We start from the raw sequence: 18,904 nt of genomic DNA, 5'->3' as shown, positions 1-18,904 counted from the left end.
TACGCTCCGGCGTACTAGAAAGCGATCGACCGTATGCCGATCAAATCGCGCGCGGTAGTCATCCCGAAACGGAACACGATCGAGATTCGCACGGTGCAGGTCAATGAGCCGAAAGCCGGTGATGTACTGATCAGGACGGCCTTTACCTCGATCAGCGCCGGCACCGAACGGATGCTGCTTGATGGCCGTCTACCGCAACCGCAGCTCCTCTTCCCGGTTGTGCCCGGCTACGAGACGGTTGGGCAGGTGGTGCAAGTTGGCAGCAAAGCGCCGAAGGAATTGCTGGGCCAATGGGTCTATATCGGTGGCGCACGCTGTTTCCGCGGCGTCAATGCGGCATGGGGCGGGCAGAGCGAGTATATCACCGCCGAACACGAGCGGGTGGTGCCGCTAGGGTCGATTGATCCGGCGACCGGCGTGCTGCTGGCACTGGCCGCGACGGCGCTACACGGCGTGAAGGTTGGCCAAATCCGGCGCACCGATCGGGTGCTCGTGTTGGGGCAGGGCATCGTCGGCCAATTGGCAGCGCGGCTGGCCAAACTCGCCGGCGCGCAGCACGTGGCCGCGGCTGACCGCGTTGCAATCCGGTTGCAGGCGAGCCAAGCCGATCAAGTGATCGACGTGACCCGCGAGTCGCTCGATGAGGCGATTGGTGAGTCGAAAGTTGATGTGCTGATCGAGGCGACCGGCTCGATGGGGGCGCTGGCCGGGGCGTTGCCGCTGCTCGCCAACCATGGGCGCGTCGTGTTGCTCGGCTACTACGACCATATCAATATTCCCTACGCGCCGGTCTTTATGCGTGAAGCGCAGATTTTAGTCGCCCGTGAGTGGGAGTTTGGCCCCGACGGCGATTTGCCACGGGTGCGCGACTTGCTGGCCAATGGTGAATTGAATGTGGATGGCCTGCTCACCCATCACGTGCCGCTCGACCGGATTCAGGCCGCATACCGGCTGGCGTTGGAAGATCCGGCTTGCTTGAAGGTGGTCGTGACGTGGCCGCAAAACGGAACGGGACCGGAAGGGGCGTAGCGACATTTCACCTAGAAAGAGACCATACGCATGCCAGCGCATCCTAAACAGAAGCAAACCGGTACAACCGCGCGGATGCTCGCCGTTTACGGCAAAGGCGGCATGGGAAAGTCGTTCTTCACCACCAATCTGGTCAGCAAATTGGCGCTGCTGGGCAATCGGGTGCTCCAGCTTGGCTGCGACCCGAAGCACGATAGTTGCAACGCGCTGTTTGGCGGCGTCAGCCTGCCCACCCTCGGTGATGTGTGGCGCGAGTTTAAAGAAGCCGGGCGCGAAGAGGAATTGGCCGCGCATCACGTGATCTTCAAGACAACCATTATGGGCCGGGCCACCGTCTATGGCTGCGAGATCGGCGGGCCGGAAGTCGGGCGCGGCTGCGGCGGGCGCGGGATCACGTTCGGGTTCGATATGCTCGAAAAGTTCGGTCTCAGCCAATGGGCGCTCGATTATGTGGTGATGGACTTTCTGGGTGATGTGGTATGCGGCGGCTTCGCGACACCGCTTTCGCGCTCGCTCGCCGAAGAGGTGATTATCCTCTGCGGCAACGACCGCCAAAGCCTCTACGCGGCAAATAATATCGCCAGCGCCGCCAAGTATTTCGCCAGTATGGGCGGGCGCACCAAGCTGCTGGGGTTGGTAGTCAACCGCGACGACGGCAGCGGGGTGGCGGCCCGGTTTGCCGAGAAGATCAACCTGCCCATCTTGGCAAGTATCCCGCTGGATCGCACCGTGCGCGAATTGGCCGACGCTTGCCAGTTGGCGCTGCAAGAGCCGCGCTTCGACGCGATCTTTGACCGGCTGGCCCGCCAGATTATTGACCGCACGTTGCCGGCGGTCAAGATGGAAGATGTCCGCCCGCTCGAGTACAAAGAGTTCTTGAGCGTGTTTGGGACCGAAGAGCCGGACATTGTGCCTGATGGCGCGACGGCGGAAGAGCTGTTCGGCGGACGGACGGCGCGGCAGCTGGCACCGGTGATAACGCTCGGTCTGATGGAACGGGCGGTTGGCGATAAGCCGGAGATGGACGCCCCCACCCGCATGGTGGTCAAGCGACTGCTCAATGAGCTGGGAATGTACGTCACCGAAGCCAACCACGATCCGAAGAAGGGCATGACACTGACGATTGATGGGCACACGACCATTTGCATGGGCAATACCGACGATCTTGACAGCAAGATAGCAATTCTGGCCGCGTTGCAGCGATCGGGCGAACAGTTCCGCTACGTTGATCTGCGCCGTCCGGCCAGCCCGTTTTACCGCTAACCGGCCTGCACGCCCGTTGTAACCGCGGGCCGGATGATGGAGGTGAGCAATGCGGCTACACCTTGCGACAAAACCCACCGAGTATCGCGTAGCGCCACTGGCGCTGAGAATACGCTGGTGGATTGAGGGATGGATCTGGCGCTGGGGCCAAACGGCAATGGCATTGCACGCCGAAAGCCCAGAGTTGCAACATCCGCTGTGGAGACGGTAATGAGTGAAACTGATGAGATTCCCGATTTGAAGGAACTCAACCGCCTCTTGATCGAGCGGATGCGGGTGAAGCGACGGCCAGTCGCGATCACCTATTGCTACGATGGGCCGCCGCCGGGGTACGAACCGGCCAATGTGGTGGCGTGCGCAATCGTGCGCGAAGCCGAACAAGGGCGGCGGGTCTATGTTGATGCCGAGCATCATGATTGCTGGGTCGGGCAGTATCACCTCGGTCTGAATCCCAATCCGGGGCCGTACATTACCGAGGGTGTCTATCTGACCGACGCGCAAGGGTTCTACACGCCGGAAGCGGCGGCTTGCAACAAGCAGCAGAGCTACTCGCTGCCAGCGGGGATGATCAAGGCATTGGCAGCCGCGCCGCTCGATGAGGTGCCCGACGGCGTACCGGTTGATCTGATGGTGTGCGTAGTTGATCCGCAACGGGCGATGCAGATCGCCGGCGCCGCCAGCGTGCGCATCGGCACATTTCCGGTTGGCGAATTGGGCGCGAGCGCATGCGCCTCGATCTTCGCTGCGCCATGGCACACGAACAATTCAGTGTTTGCGATTGGCGACGGCGGCGGACGGATGCATAACCGGCTCGATCCGAGTGAGATGTTCGTTTCCATCCCGCGATCACATTTGCGCTACGTGGTAGAATTAATAGAGAACTTCCGCATCGACCCGCAGAAGATGCGTGAGGTGATCATGCCGTCGTATGCCGCAAAGGCAAAACAGCCGCGAGAGGAGTGAACACTATGCCAAGCGGACTCGGTGAAGCCACTCAAATGATCGGTCCGTTGACGCCGGCCATCCTGTGCTGGGCCAGTTTAATCCTGACCGTTCTTGGCCTCGGTCTCACGTTCCTGTGGACGAATATCACCGCCTTTGCGCGCCGCACGCGCAACGGGCGCAAGCCGGCAGCGGGATCGGTGGTCAAGTCGCAGCGTTAATCTGGCCCACAGCGGGATCACGGCACGCCCGTCGCGCGTTTGTGACCGGGTTGTTATTGTCTATCCCGCCTGATTCGGGTTTCATGGGTTGGGCGGGCTTACGCCCGCCCATTCATTTTGCAAAGGTGCTGCGCAATGAACAAAGAACACGACCAAGCCGTCGAAACAACCGAACCGTCAACCAACGGGCAAACCCCGCCGCCCGCCAATGCTCCGGTTCCGCCGTATCCATTTGTCGCAATTGTTGGCCAAGCCGAATTGAAATTAGCCTTGTTGCTATGTGTGGTCAATCCAACGATTGGCGGTGTGATGGTGATGGGCCATCGCGGCACCGCGAAATCGACGGCAGTGCGCGCCTTGGCCGCGATGTTGCCGCCAATTAAAGCGGTGGCCGGTTGTCCCTATTCGTGCGCACCCGACCGCACCGCTGGATTGTGCGACCAGTGCCGGGCAGTGCCGAATCAAACCGGCAAGCCGAAAAAGCCGAGTGTGGTCAGCATTCCGGTGCCAGTGGTTGACTTGCCGCTCGGCGCGACTGAGGACCGCGTCTGTGGAACCCTCGATATTGAGCGAGCGTTGACCCAAGGCGTGCAGGCATTTGCCCCCGGCCTGTTGGCCCGCGCCAACCGCGGCTTCTTGTATATTGATGAAGTCAACTTGCTCGAAGACCATCTGGTTGACGTGTTGCTCGACGTGGCCGCATCAGGCGTCAACGTGGTCGAACGCGAAGGGGTGAGCGTGCGCCACCCGGCCCGCTTTGTGCTCGTGGGGTCAGGCAACCCCGAAGAAGGTGATCTGCGTCCGCAATTGCTTGACCGTTTCGGTCTGCATGCGCGCATTACCACCATCACCGATGTCAACGAGCGGGTCGAAATCGTCAAACGGCGGCGCGAATACGATGCCGATCCGTTTGCGTTTACCGAAAAGTGGGCGAAAGAGACGCAAAAATTGCAGCGTAAGATCAAGCAGGCCCAACGCCGCCTGCCCGATGTGGTCTTGCCCGATCCGGTGCTGTACAAGATTGCCGAACTGTGCGTCAAGCTTGAGGTTGATGGTCACCGCGGCGAACTGACGTTGGCCCGCACGGCGACCGCACTGGCCGCACTCGAGGGACGCAACGAGGTGAACGTGAACGACGTCCGCCGGATTGCGGTGCTGGCGCTGCGCCACCGGCTACGCAAAGATCCGTTGGAGACGCAAGACGATGCGGTCCGGATCGAGCGGGCAGTGGAAGAGGTGTTGGCACCGTAACTGGGCATATCCTACTAAGGGTGGAATGCAGCAGGCATCGCAGGCGCTTGCGCCCTGAGCCGGTTTCACGGCAACGAAGCATGTATGGAGTGCGGCAGGTTCTTGCTGCACTCCATGCCAACCCTGCAACTGCGCAACGGCTGAACGAAGCCCGTAGGTGCATTCTACGCCATACCACACCGCTCACGTTCCTTCATCATTGATCATCTGGCAGTGTGACGCGATCGCATCGATCACGCTGGCAGGAGCGCATTATGGCACAGAAAGCGAAAGAACTGCCGTCAGCGCCACTCCCATTCACGGCGATTGTCGGCCTTGAGACGGCCCGGCAGGCCCTGTTGTTGCTGGCGGTCGATCCGATGCTGGCCGGAGTGGCAATCGGCGCCGGGGCCGGCACCGGCAAGAGCGCACTGGTGCGCGCCTTTGCCCGTATGCTGGCCAGCGGGCGCGAATTTGACCCCACCTTGCCCTGCAATTTGGTTGAGATGCCGGTCGGCGTGAGCGAAGACCGGCTCTTGGGCGGGATTGATATTGAGGCAACGCTGGCCCTCGGCGAGCGGGTGCATCGCAGCGGGTTGCTGGCACGGGCCAATGGCAGCTTGTTGTACGTTGATAGCGTCAACTTGCTCGACGATAGCACGATCAACCACATTCTCGGTGCGCTGGATAGCGGCGTGGTGCGGGTCGAACGCGAAGGGATTTCGGTGGTGGAACCGGCTCGCTTTGCGCTGCTGGTGACATACGACCCGGCAGAGGGACCGCCGCGCCGCCACCTGCTCGACCGGCTCGGGTTGATTGTGGCGCCGATCGGAAAAGCGCCGGTGACGACGCGGGCCGAAGTGGTACGGCGCAATTTGCAGGCCAACCTCGATTATGAAGACGATGAGGCGTTGGTCTTGGCCGGCGTGTTGGCGGCGCGAGAACTACTGCCAACGGTGACGATCACCGACGAGCAGATCCGGCAATTGAGCATGACCGCGTTGGCGCTGGGGATCGAGGGCCACCGGGCTGATATGTTTGCGGTGCGGGCGGCGCGGGCGGCAGCGGCGCTGGCCGGACGTGACGCCGTCAGCAACGAAGACCTCGAACTGGCGGTACGGCTGGTGATGTTGCCACGGGCAACCCGGATGCCGGAAATGACGCAGGAAGAGGCGCAACCGCCGCCGCCAACGCCGGAACCGGCGCCGCCGCCGCCGAGCCAGCGTGAAGAAGACGAGCAGAACGACGAAGAGGATCAACCACCGAAACCACCGGACGAAGAGCTGACGGTGGAAGACCTGATTCTAGCGGCGATGGAGACTGAGGTGCCGCCGGATATTCTCGAAACGCCGTTCACGGTGCGGCGACGCGGGCGGAGCGGTTCACGCGGCACGATTTCGGGCCAGCGCGGGCGGCACATCCGCTCGGTGCCGGGCCGTCCGGCGCAAGGGCGGCTTGATGTGATCGCAACCTTGCGCGCGGCGGCGCCATGGCAACGCTTGCGGGCCAGCGAGCACCCGCACCACCAGCATCGGCGCGGGCGCATCCATTTGCGGGCCGATGACTTGCACATCAAGAAGTACCGCTCGAAGGCGGGCACTCTCTTCTGTTTTCTGGTTGATGCCAGCGGCTCGATGGCGCTACATCGGATGCGACAAGCGAAAGGCGCGGTTAATTCTCTCTTGCAACAAGCCTACGTGCATCGCGATCAGGTCGCGTTGCTCGCCTTCCGCGGCGAGCGGGCCGATCTGCTGCTCCCACCATCGCAGAGCGTCGAGCTGGCCAAACGGGCGCTTGATGTCTTGCCAACCGGCGGCGGCACACCGCTAGCGGCGGCCCTGCTGGCGGCGTATCAGATCAGTGAACAGGCGCGGGCTCGCGGCATCTTCCGCACCACCATCGTGCTGATCACCGATGGGCGGCCCAACGTGCCGCTCAAAGCTGACCCGACGATGGATAAAAACCGCCGGCTAGAGCAGGCCCGTCAAGAGGTGCAACAACTGGCCGGACGGTTGCGCGCCGCCGGGATTGGCGCGGTGGTCATCGACACCCAACGCAGCTTCGTCTCGCGGGGTGAAGCGCAACAATTGGCGGCGTGGCTAGGCGGGCGCTACGTGTATCTGCCGAACGGGCGCGGCGACCAAATCGCCAATGCCGTGATCGCGGCGAGTGAAGAGGTGTAGCGGCGAGTTGGACAGGTGACAACCGACGGGCAAGCGGTGAAGTGCGGCAGTCAAACTGCCGCACTCCATATTTGTTTATCGTCCGCTGTAGCGCCCACAGCAAGGAGCAGCACCGTTCCGTACTCGTGGGGGATTGCTGCGCCGCGCAGAGCACGGCGCGCAATGACATGAGGCAAGTGACGCGCGCGAACCCTGCTGCCGCCAACAAAACACCGGCAACCTTTACGGTTGCCGGTGTTCGTGCCTCTGGCGCTCCGCCAGCAGAGGGAAGAGGAAGGCTGAAGAGGGGCAACGGGGAGCACAAGAGGCGATGTACAGTTTGTGAGGTTCGCTACAGTTGCCTCTCTGCTGGCGGGCAGCGCCGTCTTCACTTACCTGTAGCATACGCCTTGGAGTTACAACGCGGCAATAGTTCTTTGATACCCTCTGCCATGACCCATGTGGTATGCATCTCTTTTTATTAACTTTACATTTATACTTAACTAATCCGTCAGCGGCTCAGTTCGTCAGCACGGACAATCTCTAGCAAGGAGTGATCTGGGTCTTGGACAAATGACGTCAGGTTTGAATCATACTGGCAGATGACAGCTTCAATGACAACAGTTTCCACATCTTGCAAATGTCCAGACTGCAATATCTTCAGCCCGATCGAGACCATGAAAAGCCCCATGACTTGATTCAGGAAACAGATCAGCGAGATTATTAACCAATTTTCGGGAAAGATGATGATCCAACAGTCATTTCATGCAGGAATCACCGTAACTATTCGCTCACGATCAGCAGCAAAGGCCAGACAAGCCTGAATATCTTCTACAGTTAGATCAGGAAAGTCAGCCAAAATTTCCGCAACACTCATTCCAGCAGCAAGATAGGATAAAATATCATAAACTGTATAGCGCCAACCATGAATGATTAGCTTACCGCTACGAATAGCAGGATTGACGGCAATGATCGACTGCACCGATGACGTCCGAACTTATTGCAGTATCGTAGCACATCAACCTGCCACTATGCAGAAGCCGGCAAGATTGGCAGCTTGCCGGCGCCCCGGCGTGAGCGCAAACTGATATGGGCCTAAGATATGCTACAATCAGGAATAGTACGATCAATGGCTCAATGAACTGTTGCCTATGTCGCCCAAACCGCGAGGCCCAACTTTGTTTGACGCGCAACGCCAACAGACGTTGCAGAACCAAGCGCCGCTGGCAGCGCGTATGCGCCCGCGCACGCTCGATGAGTTTGTCGGGCAGGGCCACATTATCGGCGAGGGTAAGCTGCTGCGGCGCGCGATTGCCAACGATCAGCTCTTCTCGCTGATCTTGTGGGGGCCGCCGGGCAGCGGCAAAACCACGTTGGCCCAAATCATCGCCAACAGCACCAATGCCCACTTCGAGCCGCTCAGCGCGGTGAGCGCCGGAGTGAACGATCTGCGCCGGGTGGTGCAAGGGGCCAAAGACCGACTGGGCATGTTTCAACAGCACACCGTCGTCTTTATTGATGAAATCCATCGCTTCAACAAGAGCCAGCAAGACGCGATCTTGCCCTATGTCGAAGACGGTACCATTATTTTGATTGGCGCGACAACCGAAAACCCATCCTTTGAAGTTAACTCGGCCTTGCTCTCGCGGGCGCGAGTCTTTACGCTGGAAGCGTTGCGCGATGATGAAATCGGGATTTTGATCGATCGGGCATTGAGCGATCGCGAGCGCGGGTTGGGTGAGCTGAAGATCATGCTCGCCAGCGATGCCCGCGGTTACTTGATCAATATGTCAAATGGCGATGCCCGCACCGCGCTCAATGCGCTCGAAGCGGCGGCCCGCTCGAAGCCGCCAGCGATCGGCGAGACGCGCTTGATCACGGTGGACGATATTCGCGATGCGCTGCAAAGCCGGGCCGTGCGCTACGATAAACACGGCGAACTGCACTTCGATGCGATCTCGGCGCTCCACAAGAGCGTGCGCGATAGCGATCCCGACGGCGCGTTGTACTGGCTGGGGCGGATGCTCGACGGTGGCGAGGATCCGTTGTACATTGCCCGCCGGTTGGTGCGAATGGCGGTGGAGGATATTGGCTTGGCTGACCCGCACGCCTTGCCGCAGACGATTGCCGCCCAACAGGCGGTACATGTTCTCGGCCAGCCGGAAGGCGAATTGGCGCTGGCGCAGGCGGTGGTCTACCTCTGCCTCGCGCCGAAGAGCAATGCTCTCTACCGGGCCTACGGCGCGGTGCAGCGCGACGTGGCCGAGACGCGCAACGAGCCGGTGCCGCTCCATTTGCGCAACGCACCCACCAAGCTGATGAAACGGCTGGAGTATGGCCGCGGTTACGAGTACGCGCACGATCTGCCAGAGGGGCGATCTGATCAAGAACACCTGCCGCCGAACCTAGCCGGACGGATCTATTATGAGCCGACCGGACGCGGTTTTGAGGCGGTGGCCCGCGAACGGTTGGCGTGGCGCGAAGAGCGCCGGCAACGCGCAACCCCGCCGCCTGCCACAGCAACGCCGGCGGAAGAGTTGGCCCCCGGCGAAGAACCACAGCTACCGCCAGAGGATGTACCGCCGCGACGACGCGGCAAACGGAGCACATTGTAGCGGCAGAGCGCTGTTATGCCCGCTGTAGGGCAGATCAGCGCTCTGCCCCCCGACCGAGGAACACACCAATGATCGACCGAGCACAAGTCGTCATTATCGGCGCAGGCGTTATCGGCGCAAGCATTGCCTTTCATTTGGCCGAGCGCGGCCTGCGCGACGTGGTCATCCTTGAGCGTGAAGAGGCCGAAATCAGCGGCAGCACGGCACGCTCGGCTGCCGGAGTGCGCCACCAATTCTCGTCGCGCACCAATGTCTTGCTCTCGCGCTACAGCATCGAACGGCTGCGCCACTTCGAGGAAGAGGTTGGCGGTCACGCCGAATTGCGGCAGGTGGGGTATCTGTTCTTGATTAACGACGAAGCGACGTGGGCCCAATATCTGCGCAACGTGGCGATGCAACGCGAGCTAGGGGTACGGGTCGAGACGCTGACCTCGGAAGAAGCGGCGCGGTTTGTGCCGCAAATGCGGATTGACGACCTGATCGGGGCAACCTTCGGCCCCGACGACGGTTATTGCGATCCCTACGGCATCGCGCTCGGCTATCTGCGCGCTGCCCAACGCCACGGCGTGCGGCTGCGGCGCGGGATGCCAGTGACCGGGTTTCAGATTACCGGCGGGCGCGTGACAGCCGTGGAAACACCATCCGGGCTGGTTGGCAGTGACATGGTAATCAACTGCGCCGGGCCGTGGGCGGGTGAAGTAGCGGCGTTAGCCGGTCTCGACCTGCCGGTGCACCCCTACCGTCGCAACGTCTATATGACCACCCCCTTCCCGGCCATCAATGCACCGATTCCACTCACAATTGACGTTGGCACCGGCTTCTATATGCGGCGCGAAGGCCAGAGTATTTTGATGGGCCGCTCGAACCCTAACGAGCCAAGTAGTACCAACACGAACGTCGATTGGGAATGGCTAGAAGCGGTGATAGAAGCCGGCATCTATCGCTTCCCAATCCTTGAGTCGGCAGGGTTGGCCGAACAGCAGTGCTGGGCCGGTTTGTACGAAATTACGCCGGATCACAATCCGATCCTTGGCCGGCATCCTGATTTAGAGGGTTATGTTGACGCCAGCGGCTTTAGTGGCCATGGCATTATGCACGCGCCGGCAACCGGTCTGTTGATCGCCGAAGAGGTGATCGACGGGCGGGCGCATACAATCAATATTGATGAGCTGCGGATCGACCGGTTCCGCAGCGGCCAACTCGCATCCGAATTCAATGTTATCTAACGAGGTGATGACCCATGACGCTTGACGAAGCGATTGCCGAGATTCAGCGCCGGATTGCCACTGTTAGCCCCACTGCGGTCACGCGGGTGACGCGCGTGTCTGCCGAAGAGGCAACGCTGCGCGCTTACGCGCCTGCCGCCGACGAGCAGGCGATTAAGAATGCGACCAACGAATTTACTATTTCGCTCTTGACGAACGAGGGTCTCGACGTACAGGTGTTGGTGTACGACATTGCCACCTCGTTGCCGCCGGAGGAGTAGGGAAAACGGTATACCGCTGAACTTCGCATCATCGATTCAGCATCGCGATAACCCCGCCTCCAACTCGCCTTGAATGGCATGGAGCGCGGGGTCATATTTTATTGCCAAACTAAAACATCTGTACTATGGTAGAAAGAGCGAGTGTGCAAATCAAACTGTTGCAAGGCGTTGCACACTGATAGGTATTCCTAATTATGCTCAGATAAAGACTGCAAGATGATCTACCTCCATCTCGACAAGCCACAGCGATGGAAACAAGACATTGCGCAATCGGTTGATTATTTTAATCGCTGGTTCATCACATTTGCTCCAGAGGCGTTTCCAGCGGCACGTGAAGGCACGATTGAACGCGCTCAACAAACATTACAGATCTGTGAAGAGCAGGTACGCGAACAATACCCTGCTTTGTGGGCCTACTTGCAGACCGCCCCTGCCGAATTACGCCAACGGTATCTCGTGCGCCAACGTACGCCATGGTACCGGCAAGAGCGGCGCGATCCGGCGCCATTCCTCTGTACCTATATGGGAGCCGCACAGACAGCAAGCCACCTTTCCACCTGATCTGGAACCGTTCCCAAGCCATCCCGCCCAACGTCTTATCTGATGCTCTATCCGAAAGGCGAACTGGCGAGACTTTTACGTCAAAAACCTGATCGCACCGCCGAACTGCTTGCCATCTTGCAAGATATCAACGTGACCGAATTCGCTGCCACAAGCCGGGTGTATGGCGTTGGTTTACATAAACTCGAACCCGGCGAACTAGCACGAGTACCAGCGACCAAATTGGTTAAGCGTTGGTCGGAAGTAGTCGGGGAAGCGACGGTACAGGCATCCTTGTGGTAAGCAGATGCTGATTAGCGCCATCCCCCTCACCCCCGCTCACCATTCATCAACACCTGCTGCAACTGCCGTTTGAGGCGGGCAAAAGCCGGATCGGTGACGAGGGTGTACGAGCGTGGGCGGGGCAGCTCGACGCGCAGTTCAAGCGCGATGCGGGCCGGGCGCGGGGTGAGGACATAGATGTGGTCGGCAAGAATGATCGCCTCGTCGATGTCGTGAGTGACGAGCAAGACAGTGCGGTCGAGCTGATCCCACAGCGCGAGCAGCCACTGTTGCAGTTGGGCACGGGTAAGGGCATCGAGCGCGCCGAAGGGTTCGTCGAGCAGCATGATCGGGCGGTGCCAAAGGACGGTACGCAGGAAGGCGGCGCGCTGGCGCATGCCGCCCGACAGCAAGGCCGGGCGGGCATCACCCCAACCTTGCAAGCCAAAATCGGCCAGCAACGCGCGCGCTTCGCGGCGGGCCGCCGCCACATCACCGCCTTGCACCACCGTCGCCAGTACTGCGTTCTCGATCACCGACAACCACGGCAGCAGCGCATCACGTTGCGGCATATAGGCGACCTGCCCGCGTCGGCCCGTCACGTCCACACTGTCGATGCGCACAGCGCCGGCATCGGGTTGCTCAAGGCCGGCAATGATGTTAAACAGGGTCGTCTTACCGCTGCCGCTCGGCCCGATCACAGCGACAAACTCCCCCGCCGCGACCTGTATACTCAGCCGGTCGAGCACCGGCACCGGTCCGGCGGGGGTAGCGAACGTTTTGCTGATGGAGTGTAGTTCAAGGGTTGGCATTGCGTTGGTTACGAATAAGGACACAGCGTAGGGACACAGCGCTGCTGTGTCCTTACGACGATGCGGTGGACACAGCGTAGGGACACAACGGCGTTGTGTCCCTACGACAATTACGGCAAGAATGCGTTGGTAAAGGCCTTGTCCGGTTCGATCATGCGGGCGATGAGGTTGCGGTCGGCCATCCATTGGGCGTAGGCACGCCAGACCTCAAGCTTCTGCTCACCCCAACGCGGCGCTTCGGCCTGATACTGGCCGGCCAAATACTGCTGGCTGCGCCGCACCAGCTCGGCGTCGAGTTCGGGAGCGGCTTTGAGCAAGATTTCGGCTGCCTCTGCAGGCTGCTCAATCGCGAACCGATACCCGGCGCTAGTCGCGGCGAGAAAGCGCCGCACCAGATCGGGTTGCTCGGCAATCAGCTTCTCGCTGGTGATGAGCACCGGCGTGTAGTAATCGGGAATGCACTGCACGTCGTTCATCATCACAATATTGATCGGCACGCCGCGCACCTCGGCCTCGATACCAGTCCAACCCTTGAAAATCCAGACAAAATCAACCTCGTTGCGCTCGGTGGCAACGAAGAAATCGGAGCTCCCGATGTCAATGAACTGTACCTGATTGAATTGGTCGCCGGCGCCGGCGCATTCGAGCAGCCCGCGGATCACCGCCGCTTCGATGGGTGAGCCAAACGAGCCATACTTTTTGCCAATGAAATCGCGCGGGCTGGTGATGCCGTCTTCGACGCGGCTGGCAAAGCCGCTGGTGTTGTGCTGGATGATGGCGGCAATCGAGACGATCGGCACCCCTTCAACCCGCGCTTGCGTCACCGCTTCTTGGTACGAGATGCCGAAATCGAGCCGGCCAGCGGCTACCAACTGCTCGACAGTGCCACCCTCTTGCGCGCCGAGAATCTCGACTGCAAGCCCTTGCTGCGCGTAGTAGCCTTTATCTTGGGCCACATAGAGACCGGTATGGTTGGTATTAGGCGTCCAATCCAACCCCACCCGCACCTTGGCGGGCAGGGTTTGCGTCGCTGCCGGCGTTGCCGCGCCACCGCCGCACGCGGTCAGCACGATCATCAACGCAAGCAAAAACCATCTGCGCATCAGCGTTCTCCCTTCCAAAACACGATCCAGCGTTCAAACAGACTGACCAAGGTAAAGAGGGCAATCGTCAGTAACGACGTCACCAGTGCGGCAACAAAAACCTGATCGGTGCGAAAGGCGCGCAACGAGCGGGCGATGTAGACGCCCAACCCGGCGCTAGCCCCGATCCATTCGGCCAAGACCGCGCCGATGATGCTGTAGGTAATCGCGACTTTGATGCCGGTAAAGATAGCCGGCAGCGCGGCGCGCAACCGCAACAGGCGGAGCAATTGCCAATAGTTGGCCCCCATCGCCTCAAGCAGACGGCGCTGGTCACGATCGGCCCCTTGCAGGCCGTCGATGGTATTGACCACAATCGGAAAGAAGGTAATCAGCGCCACCACCAGCACCTTGGGCAACAGACCAAACCCGAACCCAACCACTAGCAGCGGCGCAATTGCCACGATCGGCACCGTCTGCGACGTGACCAGCAGCGGGTAGACGGCACGGCGCAGCAGCGGCGAGGCATCGAGGGCCACCCCCAACCCAAATCCCGCCGCCAAGGCCAGCGCAAAGCCGGGGATGGTCACGGTCAGCGTCGCCATGGTATGCTCGGCCAAGACCGGCACGCTGGTCACGAAGGTCGTCGCGATCTGGGAGGGGGCTGGCAACAGCCACGCCGGCACCTCCCAATACCAGACTAGACCTTCCCAGAGCAGCAGCAGACCGATCACGAGCAAGGCCGGCGGGCCGTACTCGGCCAAGCCGGTGCGCCACGAGAGGCGGGTTGGGCCAGCAGGAAGCTTGACCGCGCTCGGCGCCAAAACCTCTTCACTCATACTTCGCCAGCTTCTCGGCAATCGACGAGCCATTCGGATCGTAGTCAATCTTGATCAAGGTGAACACCCGGCTAGCGCCGGCGGCCAGCACCGCTTCTTGGGCCCGCCTAATCACCGCCATAATCGCATCGTAATCACCTTCAATCGTCGTCTCCATCGGGCAAACGCGGTAGGTGAGGCCGCTCTCGGCGACTACGGCGATCGCCGCATCAACGGCGGCATAGGTCGTCGCTTTATCAGGCAAACCACCGGGCAACACCTCGAAACTGACGGTGACAGCAGGCATAGCGTCCTCCTTATGCGCCAACAACAAAAACCGCCGCTCCAGCGATGGGAAGCGACGGTACCATGATCAGAAAGCCTTCCCTCCGCTGGCATAACCCAGATCAGGTTCAAAGGGTCAACGACATCAATCGGGCCGCAATCTCAGCCGGGCTCACCCGGCTCCCCTGGCTGCGCAAACGCGCTTGATTGAGTTGTGTTGAGAATGATAGAAGGAAACGGGCCGGCTGTCAAGTTCCGGAGATAACGATACCGCCAAGAGGCTTTGGGTTGAGAGAGCCATACAGCAGACGACCGGCCTGTGCCGGTCGTCCGTGGTGGGCCGCCTCGGATTCGAACCGAGAACCTGTCGGTTATGAGCCGATTGCTCTGCCGTTGAGCTAGCGGCCCGTCTCGCCCTATTATAGCGAGGGGAAGGGGGTGGCGTCAATGCGGAATGGCAACGAAGAGGCGCAAGCTGATGAGCCACGAAAAGCCACAAAACGCACAAAACCACGAGATTTTTTGCGTCTTTTGTAGGTCTTCGAGGTTATTCCCTGTCCCGGCCTGAAGAGCCGGGCTTGGGTTACGAAGCCCACTGCTCGGGCTGGTTGAAGTTTTACCGCAGAGGACACGGAGGACGCAAAGGGTGAAGAGGCGGGGTGAGGGTGAAGCGATGTATCGCAACGCCTTCAACCACAGTCAGTGCGAGCCGCAGCGGGACAATGCCGCGCTTTGCCGTGCGGCGAAGCCATCTCTGCTGAGTACGGGAGCGATGCCCTCAGTCACGCTTCCCGCCGAAGCGGGAGATTGCTTCGGGCGCAGCGCGCTCTCGCAATGACAACAGAACACGCCCCACGCAACCAACTCAGGGCTAAGGCTCTTACATACGCTAGGGGAGTGAAGGAAACCCGGCCTAAAGCACCAAGAGCCAAGCGTGGGTTACGAAGCCCGCTGTGCGGTCTGAAGAGCCACGAGAACCCACAAAACGCACAAACACTATGCGATTGTTGCGTCTTTTGTGTGTCTTCGTGGCTATCCTCCGTCCTTGAACCGGGCGGGGCAACACTGCTCACACTCTCAGCCCAATGCTCCTCTAAAAAGGTAGGAAACGTGCTTAACTAGCAGGGCGCTGGCCAACCACCAACAGCATCGAGCGCGTTGGCGGAATGGCAGCGGTCAGCGCAAAGAACAATGCTTTCGCCAACACCCGATGCGGCGCGCTGAATAAGCGGCTCACTTCGAGGCCGACCCGTTCCCACGGCGCTTCAAACCGCTTGAGGGCAATCCGAAAGCCGGCTTGCTCAACCAGCCACGTCAATTCGCTCATCGTATAGGTACGGCTATGGGTGGTATAGCGCGCCTCACCTTCGAGCAGCATCTGGTAGCGAAACTCTTCAGGTGTGCTGAGGCTCTGCCACAGCAGCATGCGCAGAATTGCACGGACCCGGCTCTTGAAGTAGAGTTCGTTGGGAGTCGTAATCAGCAACCGGCCACCGGGCCGCAAGACGCGGTAAAATTCGCGCAAGATCGGCAAGGGCGAATAGACCATGTGCTCGATCACTTCGGAAAAGACCACCCAGTCGAAGCTGGCATCAGGGTACGGCACCGGTTCGCGTTCGAGGTTGACCTGTCGCACCTCTACGCCCAACCGATCCCAGAGCGCTTTGCGGGTAAAGGGGTCAAGGTCGGCACCGCTGACCTTAAAGCCAGCGCCAACTAACAGCTCGGTAAACTGGCCCGGCGTTACCCCGACTTCCAACACCCGCGCACCATTGGCCGGCCCCATCGCGTGCAGCATCGCCGCGAAACGGTAGCGATGCAAGCGAAAATAAGCTTCTTTGCCATCGGCCCGCGCGCTCTGGGCAACGCGGGAAAACAGGGCAGATTCTTCAACCTTGGTCATGGTTTGTTCGTCGATCCTCATAGCGGTTGTCGCCTCCAGCGACGCCGCGCCGTATAGTATCATACTCGCGACAGATCGGCGAGTCGGGTAGCATTCCTACTCGACGGGAAGGAGCATGATGATGTATCCACCTCCAACTTCGACAGCCCCCCAACGCAGCGAATTGAGCCGGCTGTTTCTGCGCTGGCTGATCTACTCGTTGGCAATTTTTGCCGCAGTATGGATTGTACCGGGGATCGAGTTTACCGGGCCGGGTTGGCAAATTGGGATCGTGGCGCTCCTGTTTGGGCTGCTGAATGCGCTCTTGCGGCCACTGCTCTACTTCCTCACCTGCCAGCTGGTCATTCTGACGCTGGGTCTGTTTGGGCTAGTGATCAACGCGCTCCTGTTGAGCTTAACCTCAGCGCTGGCCGACCAACTTGGGATCAACTTCGTGGTTAATGGCTTCTGGCCGGCCTTTTTTGGCGGCATGGTGATTTCCATCGTCAGCACGGCGCTGCAATATCTGGCCGGAGACGTGCAGTTTCGGATTGTGGTTGAACGCCGGTCAAGGGATTGAGAAGAAGGATACGGGCAGAGCGGCGCTCTGCCCGTACTGATCGAAAAGTCTTATCCGCAATTAAATCCGCTCGCGGGCGCGATGGAGCCGGATCGTGCGGGTGAGCAGCGTTGCGCCGAGCAACAGTACGCCAAGGAAGGGTATCCCGGCGCTGGTGTTGGGTAACGGTGCCTGACCGCCGCTCTGACCACCGGCTGCTCGCGGCGTGGGCGTGACGGTAGCCGTGGGTGAAGCATCACCACCGATCACGACGCCAACAGTTGCAGTTGGGCTAGGGGGCGCTGTCGTGGCAGTCGCAGTTGCTATCAACTCCACGGTAGCCGTCGCGGTTGGACTCGTCAGTGGCGCGAGCGTTGCCGTCGCCGTGACCGCCTGCTGCTCACCAACCACCAACACCGTACTGATATTCGAGAAGACGGGCCGGCTCAAGCCGCTATAACTCGCTTGCGCCTGCACCACTAACAACGTCCCAGCGGCCACATTGGGGCGGATGCGGGTGGCAATCGTGACTTGCACGCGCTCACCGGGCGCAAGATCAGGCGAAGTATAGGTAACAGTCTGACCAGTGATCACCGGATCGGATCCACGATTCGTATTCGCGCTCAGCACTTGCAGATTTGACGGCAGCACACTGCGCAGGCTGACCGCGCTGATCGTTTGGGCCGGATGCGCGTTACCTAACACCACCGTAAACACAATATCCTGTCCGGCATAAGCACTACCCCAATCGCTAGCGAGACGCAACAGCAAGTCGCTCTCGCTAAACACAGCCAGAACCGGCGATTCGGTCGGCGTTGGCGACGCCGCCGGGCGCGACGTTGCGGTGGGCGACGCCGCCGGACGCGGCGGGGCCGTCGGACGCGGTGCTACGGTCGCTACTGGTGCGGGCGGTGGCGGCTCAGTCGGCAAGACTGGCGGCGCGGGTGGCAAGGTTGGCGCTGGCGGCGAGGGCGGGGCCGGTGGCGAGGGCGGGGCCGGTGGCCGCGGTGACGTCGGGGCGGGTGGTCGCGGCGACGCGGTTGGAACCGAGGTTGCCGTCCGTAACGGGGTAGGCGTGCTGGTTGCCACTGGCGTCACGATACTCGTCGGCGTCGTCGTTAGCGATGTCGGGCTAGGCGTCGGTATGAAGGTAGCCGTTACCACCGGCGTTGGCGTAGTCGGTGTTGCAGTGACCGGCGATGTCGGCACAGTTAACCCAGAGACCGTCACATTCACGACATTCGACACAGCAATCTGCAAACTTCCTTGTTCGAGTGTAGCCTGATTGGGGATCACTACCCCTTCACTGGTCGTTGAACGGACACGCACCTGCAACGTCACTGACGCCGGATTGAGCGTGCTCACATTGAGCGTGCAGATTACGGTCTGGCCGGCAACGCATGTGCCGGCCAACGCTGAAGCTTCGACTAATTCTAGGCGAGGATCCAACACATCGCGCAGGGTAACGGTCAACGTACCCGCGCTCTGTGTTGTCACTGCTAAACTATAGCTAAACGTCTGGCCAGAGGCGGCAGTAGCCAATGAAGCAACCTTGGTCACACGAGTTGTACCCGGCGTAGGAGATGGCGTTAGAGTTGGCGCGGGTGTAGCAGTAACCGGCGTCGGCGTCACCGGGGTTGGCGTATCCACCGTCGGCGTCACCGGGGTTGGCGTATCCACCGTCGGCGTCACCGGG

Annotated in this window: 20 protein-coding genes, 1 tRNA gene and 1 riboswitch; of the genes, 12 read left to right on the top strand and 9 right to left on the bottom strand. The window is 60.5% G+C overall.

The genetic code is table 11. The features are described 5' to 3' along the window. The first annotated feature begins 33 nt into the window (after positions 1 to 33). From U9R61_RS01430 to bchD, 6 genes are all read left to right on the top strand, one after another. Positions 34 to 1,029 (top strand): zinc-binding dehydrogenase, encoded by a 996-nt coding sequence (locus U9R61_RS01430; RefSeq protein ID WP_322487047.1) that lies wholly within the window; start codon positions 34 to 36, stop codon positions 1,027 to 1,029. Positions 1,030 to 1,059: 30 nt separating this feature from the next. After that, on the top strand, positions 1,060 to 2,292 hold the full coding sequence (locus U9R61_RS01425) for a chlorophyllide a reductase iron protein subunit X (protein ID WP_322487046.1): 1,233 nt from the start codon (positions 1,060 to 1,062) through the stop codon (positions 2,290 to 2,292). Positions 2,293 to 2,502: 210 nt separating this feature from the next. Next, positions 2,503 to 3,255 carry a DUF169 domain-containing protein gene (locus U9R61_RS01420; RefSeq protein WP_322487045.1) on the top strand — a complete coding sequence of 251 codons (753 nt, stop codon included), beginning with the start codon at positions 2,503 to 2,505 and terminating at the stop codon, positions 3,253 to 3,255. Between the two features lie 5 nt (positions 3,256 to 3,260). Beyond that, a complete protein-coding gene (locus tag U9R61_RS01415; RefSeq protein ID WP_322487044.1) occupies positions 3,261 to 3,455 on the top strand; it encodes a hypothetical protein in 195 nt (64 codons plus the stop codon). Positions 3,456 to 3,590: 135 nt separating this feature from the next. Then, positions 3,591 to 4,706, top strand: a complete 1,116-nt coding sequence (gene bchI, locus U9R61_RS01410) for a magnesium chelatase ATPase subunit I (RefSeq protein ID WP_322487043.1) — start codon at positions 3,591 to 3,593, stop codon at positions 4,704 to 4,706. 254 nt (positions 4,707 to 4,960) lie between these two features. Beyond that, entirely contained in the window at positions 4,961 to 6,868 is a 1,908-nt protein-coding gene (gene bchD / locus U9R61_RS01405; protein WP_322487042.1) for a magnesium chelatase ATPase subunit D, read from the top strand. Between the two features lie 590 nt (positions 6,869 to 7,458). On the opposite strand, the gene U9R61_RS19885 is transcribed toward bchD, so the two are convergent. Continuing rightward, on the bottom strand, positions 7,459 to 7,602 hold the full coding sequence (locus U9R61_RS19885) for a DUF5615 family PIN-like protein (protein ID WP_416208804.1): 144 nt from the start codon (positions 7,600 to 7,602) through the stop codon (positions 7,459 to 7,461). An 8-nt stretch (positions 7,603 to 7,610) separates the two neighbouring features. Beyond that, positions 7,611 to 7,829 carry a DUF433 domain-containing protein gene (locus U9R61_RS01400; protein ID WP_322487041.1) on the bottom strand — a complete coding sequence of 73 codons (219 nt, stop codon included), beginning with the start codon at positions 7,827 to 7,829 and terminating at the stop codon, positions 7,611 to 7,613. A 169-nt stretch (positions 7,830 to 7,998) separates the two neighbouring features. Here U9R61_RS01400 and U9R61_RS01395 point away from each other — a divergent pair, with 169 nt between their 5' ends. The 5 genes from U9R61_RS01395 (at position 7,999) to U9R61_RS01375 (ending at position 11,791) form a co-directional block, all read left to right on the top strand. Beyond that, positions 7,999 to 9,462 (top strand): replication-associated recombination protein A, encoded by a 1,464-nt coding sequence (locus tag U9R61_RS01395; protein WP_322487040.1) that lies wholly within the window; start codon positions 7,999 to 8,001, stop codon positions 9,460 to 9,462. A gap of 68 nt (positions 9,463 to 9,530) precedes the next feature. Beyond that, positions 9,531 to 10,688: an FAD-binding oxidoreductase gene (locus U9R61_RS01390; RefSeq protein WP_322487039.1), complete on the top strand. Its 1,158-nt coding sequence runs from the start codon at positions 9,531 to 9,533 to the stop codon at positions 10,686 to 10,688. 14 nt (positions 10,689 to 10,702) lie between these two features. After that, positions 10,703 to 10,948 carry a hypothetical protein gene (locus U9R61_RS01385; protein WP_322487038.1) on the top strand — a complete coding sequence of 82 codons (246 nt, stop codon included), beginning with the start codon at positions 10,703 to 10,705 and terminating at the stop codon, positions 10,946 to 10,948. A 216-nt stretch (positions 10,949 to 11,164) separates the two neighbouring features. Next, positions 11,165 to 11,509: a hypothetical protein gene (locus tag U9R61_RS01380; RefSeq protein WP_322487037.1), complete on the top strand. Its 345-nt coding sequence runs from the start codon at positions 11,165 to 11,167 to the stop codon at positions 11,507 to 11,509. 42 nt (positions 11,510 to 11,551) lie between these two features. After that, the gene (locus U9R61_RS01375; RefSeq protein ID WP_322487036.1) at positions 11,552 to 11,791 is read left to right on the top strand and encodes a hypothetical protein; all 240 of its coding nucleotides are present in this window, start codon (positions 11,552 to 11,554) and stop codon (positions 11,789 to 11,791) included. Between the two features lie 26 nt (positions 11,792 to 11,817). Here the strand turns inward: U9R61_RS01375 and U9R61_RS01370 are convergent, their stop codons facing one another. The 6 genes from U9R61_RS01370 to U9R61_RS01345 all read right to left on the bottom strand — a co-directional run bounded on the left by U9R61_RS01370 (position 11,818) and on the right by U9R61_RS01345 (position 16,670). Beyond that, positions 11,818 to 12,582: an ABC transporter ATP-binding protein gene (locus U9R61_RS01370; protein WP_322487035.1), complete on the bottom strand. Its 765-nt coding sequence runs from the start codon at positions 12,580 to 12,582 to the stop codon at positions 11,818 to 11,820. Positions 12,583 to 12,692: 110 nt separating this feature from the next. Beyond that, entirely contained in the window at positions 12,693 to 13,685 is a 993-nt protein-coding gene (locus U9R61_RS01365; RefSeq protein ID WP_322487034.1) for an ABC transporter substrate-binding protein, read from the bottom strand. Continuing rightward, on the bottom strand, positions 13,685 to 14,503 hold the full coding sequence (locus U9R61_RS01360) for an ABC transporter permease (RefSeq protein ID WP_322487033.1): 819 nt from the start codon (positions 14,501 to 14,503) through the stop codon (positions 13,685 to 13,687). Before U9R61_RS01360 ends, U9R61_RS01365 begins: the two co-directional genes overlap by 1 nt. Beyond that, positions 14,496 to 14,789 carry a thiamine-binding protein gene (locus tag U9R61_RS01355; protein WP_322487032.1) on the bottom strand — a complete coding sequence of 98 codons (294 nt, stop codon included), beginning with the start codon at positions 14,787 to 14,789 and terminating at the stop codon, positions 14,496 to 14,498. Before U9R61_RS01355 ends, U9R61_RS01360 begins: the two co-directional genes overlap by 8 nt. Before the next feature lie 59 nt (positions 14,790 to 14,848). Beyond that, a riboswitch (TPP riboswitch) is annotated at positions 14,849 to 14,964 on the bottom strand. A gap of 136 nt (positions 14,965 to 15,100) precedes the next feature. Beyond that, positions 15,101 to 15,175 (bottom strand) — tRNA-Ile (locus tag U9R61_RS01350). Positions 15,176 to 15,881: 706 nt separating this feature from the next. Then, positions 15,882 to 16,670 carry a class I SAM-dependent methyltransferase gene (locus U9R61_RS01345; RefSeq protein ID WP_322487031.1) on the bottom strand — a complete coding sequence of 263 codons (789 nt, stop codon included), beginning with the start codon at positions 16,668 to 16,670 and terminating at the stop codon, positions 15,882 to 15,884. A gap of 118 nt (positions 16,671 to 16,788) precedes the next feature. On the opposite strand from U9R61_RS01345, the gene U9R61_RS01340 reads away from it, so the two are divergent. Continuing rightward, the gene (locus tag U9R61_RS01340; protein ID WP_416208803.1) at positions 16,789 to 17,229 is read left to right on the top strand and encodes a phage holin family protein; all 441 of its coding nucleotides are present in this window, start codon (positions 16,789 to 16,791) and stop codon (positions 17,227 to 17,229) included. Positions 17,230 to 17,289: 60 nt separating this feature from the next. On the opposite strand, the gene U9R61_RS01335 is transcribed toward U9R61_RS01340, so the two are convergent. Next, positions 17,290 to 18,904 (bottom strand): hypothetical protein (locus U9R61_RS01335; RefSeq protein WP_322487029.1); only part of this gene is annotated, 1,615 nt, incomplete at its 5' end.

The organism is Chloroflexus sp., assembly GCF_034431535.1.
Taxonomy (GTDB): domain Bacteria; phylum Chloroflexota; class Chloroflexia; order Chloroflexales; family Chloroflexaceae; genus Chloroflexus.
Note: the sequence above shows the minus strand (reverse complement) of the source record. Positions and strands in the feature narration are given on the sequence as shown.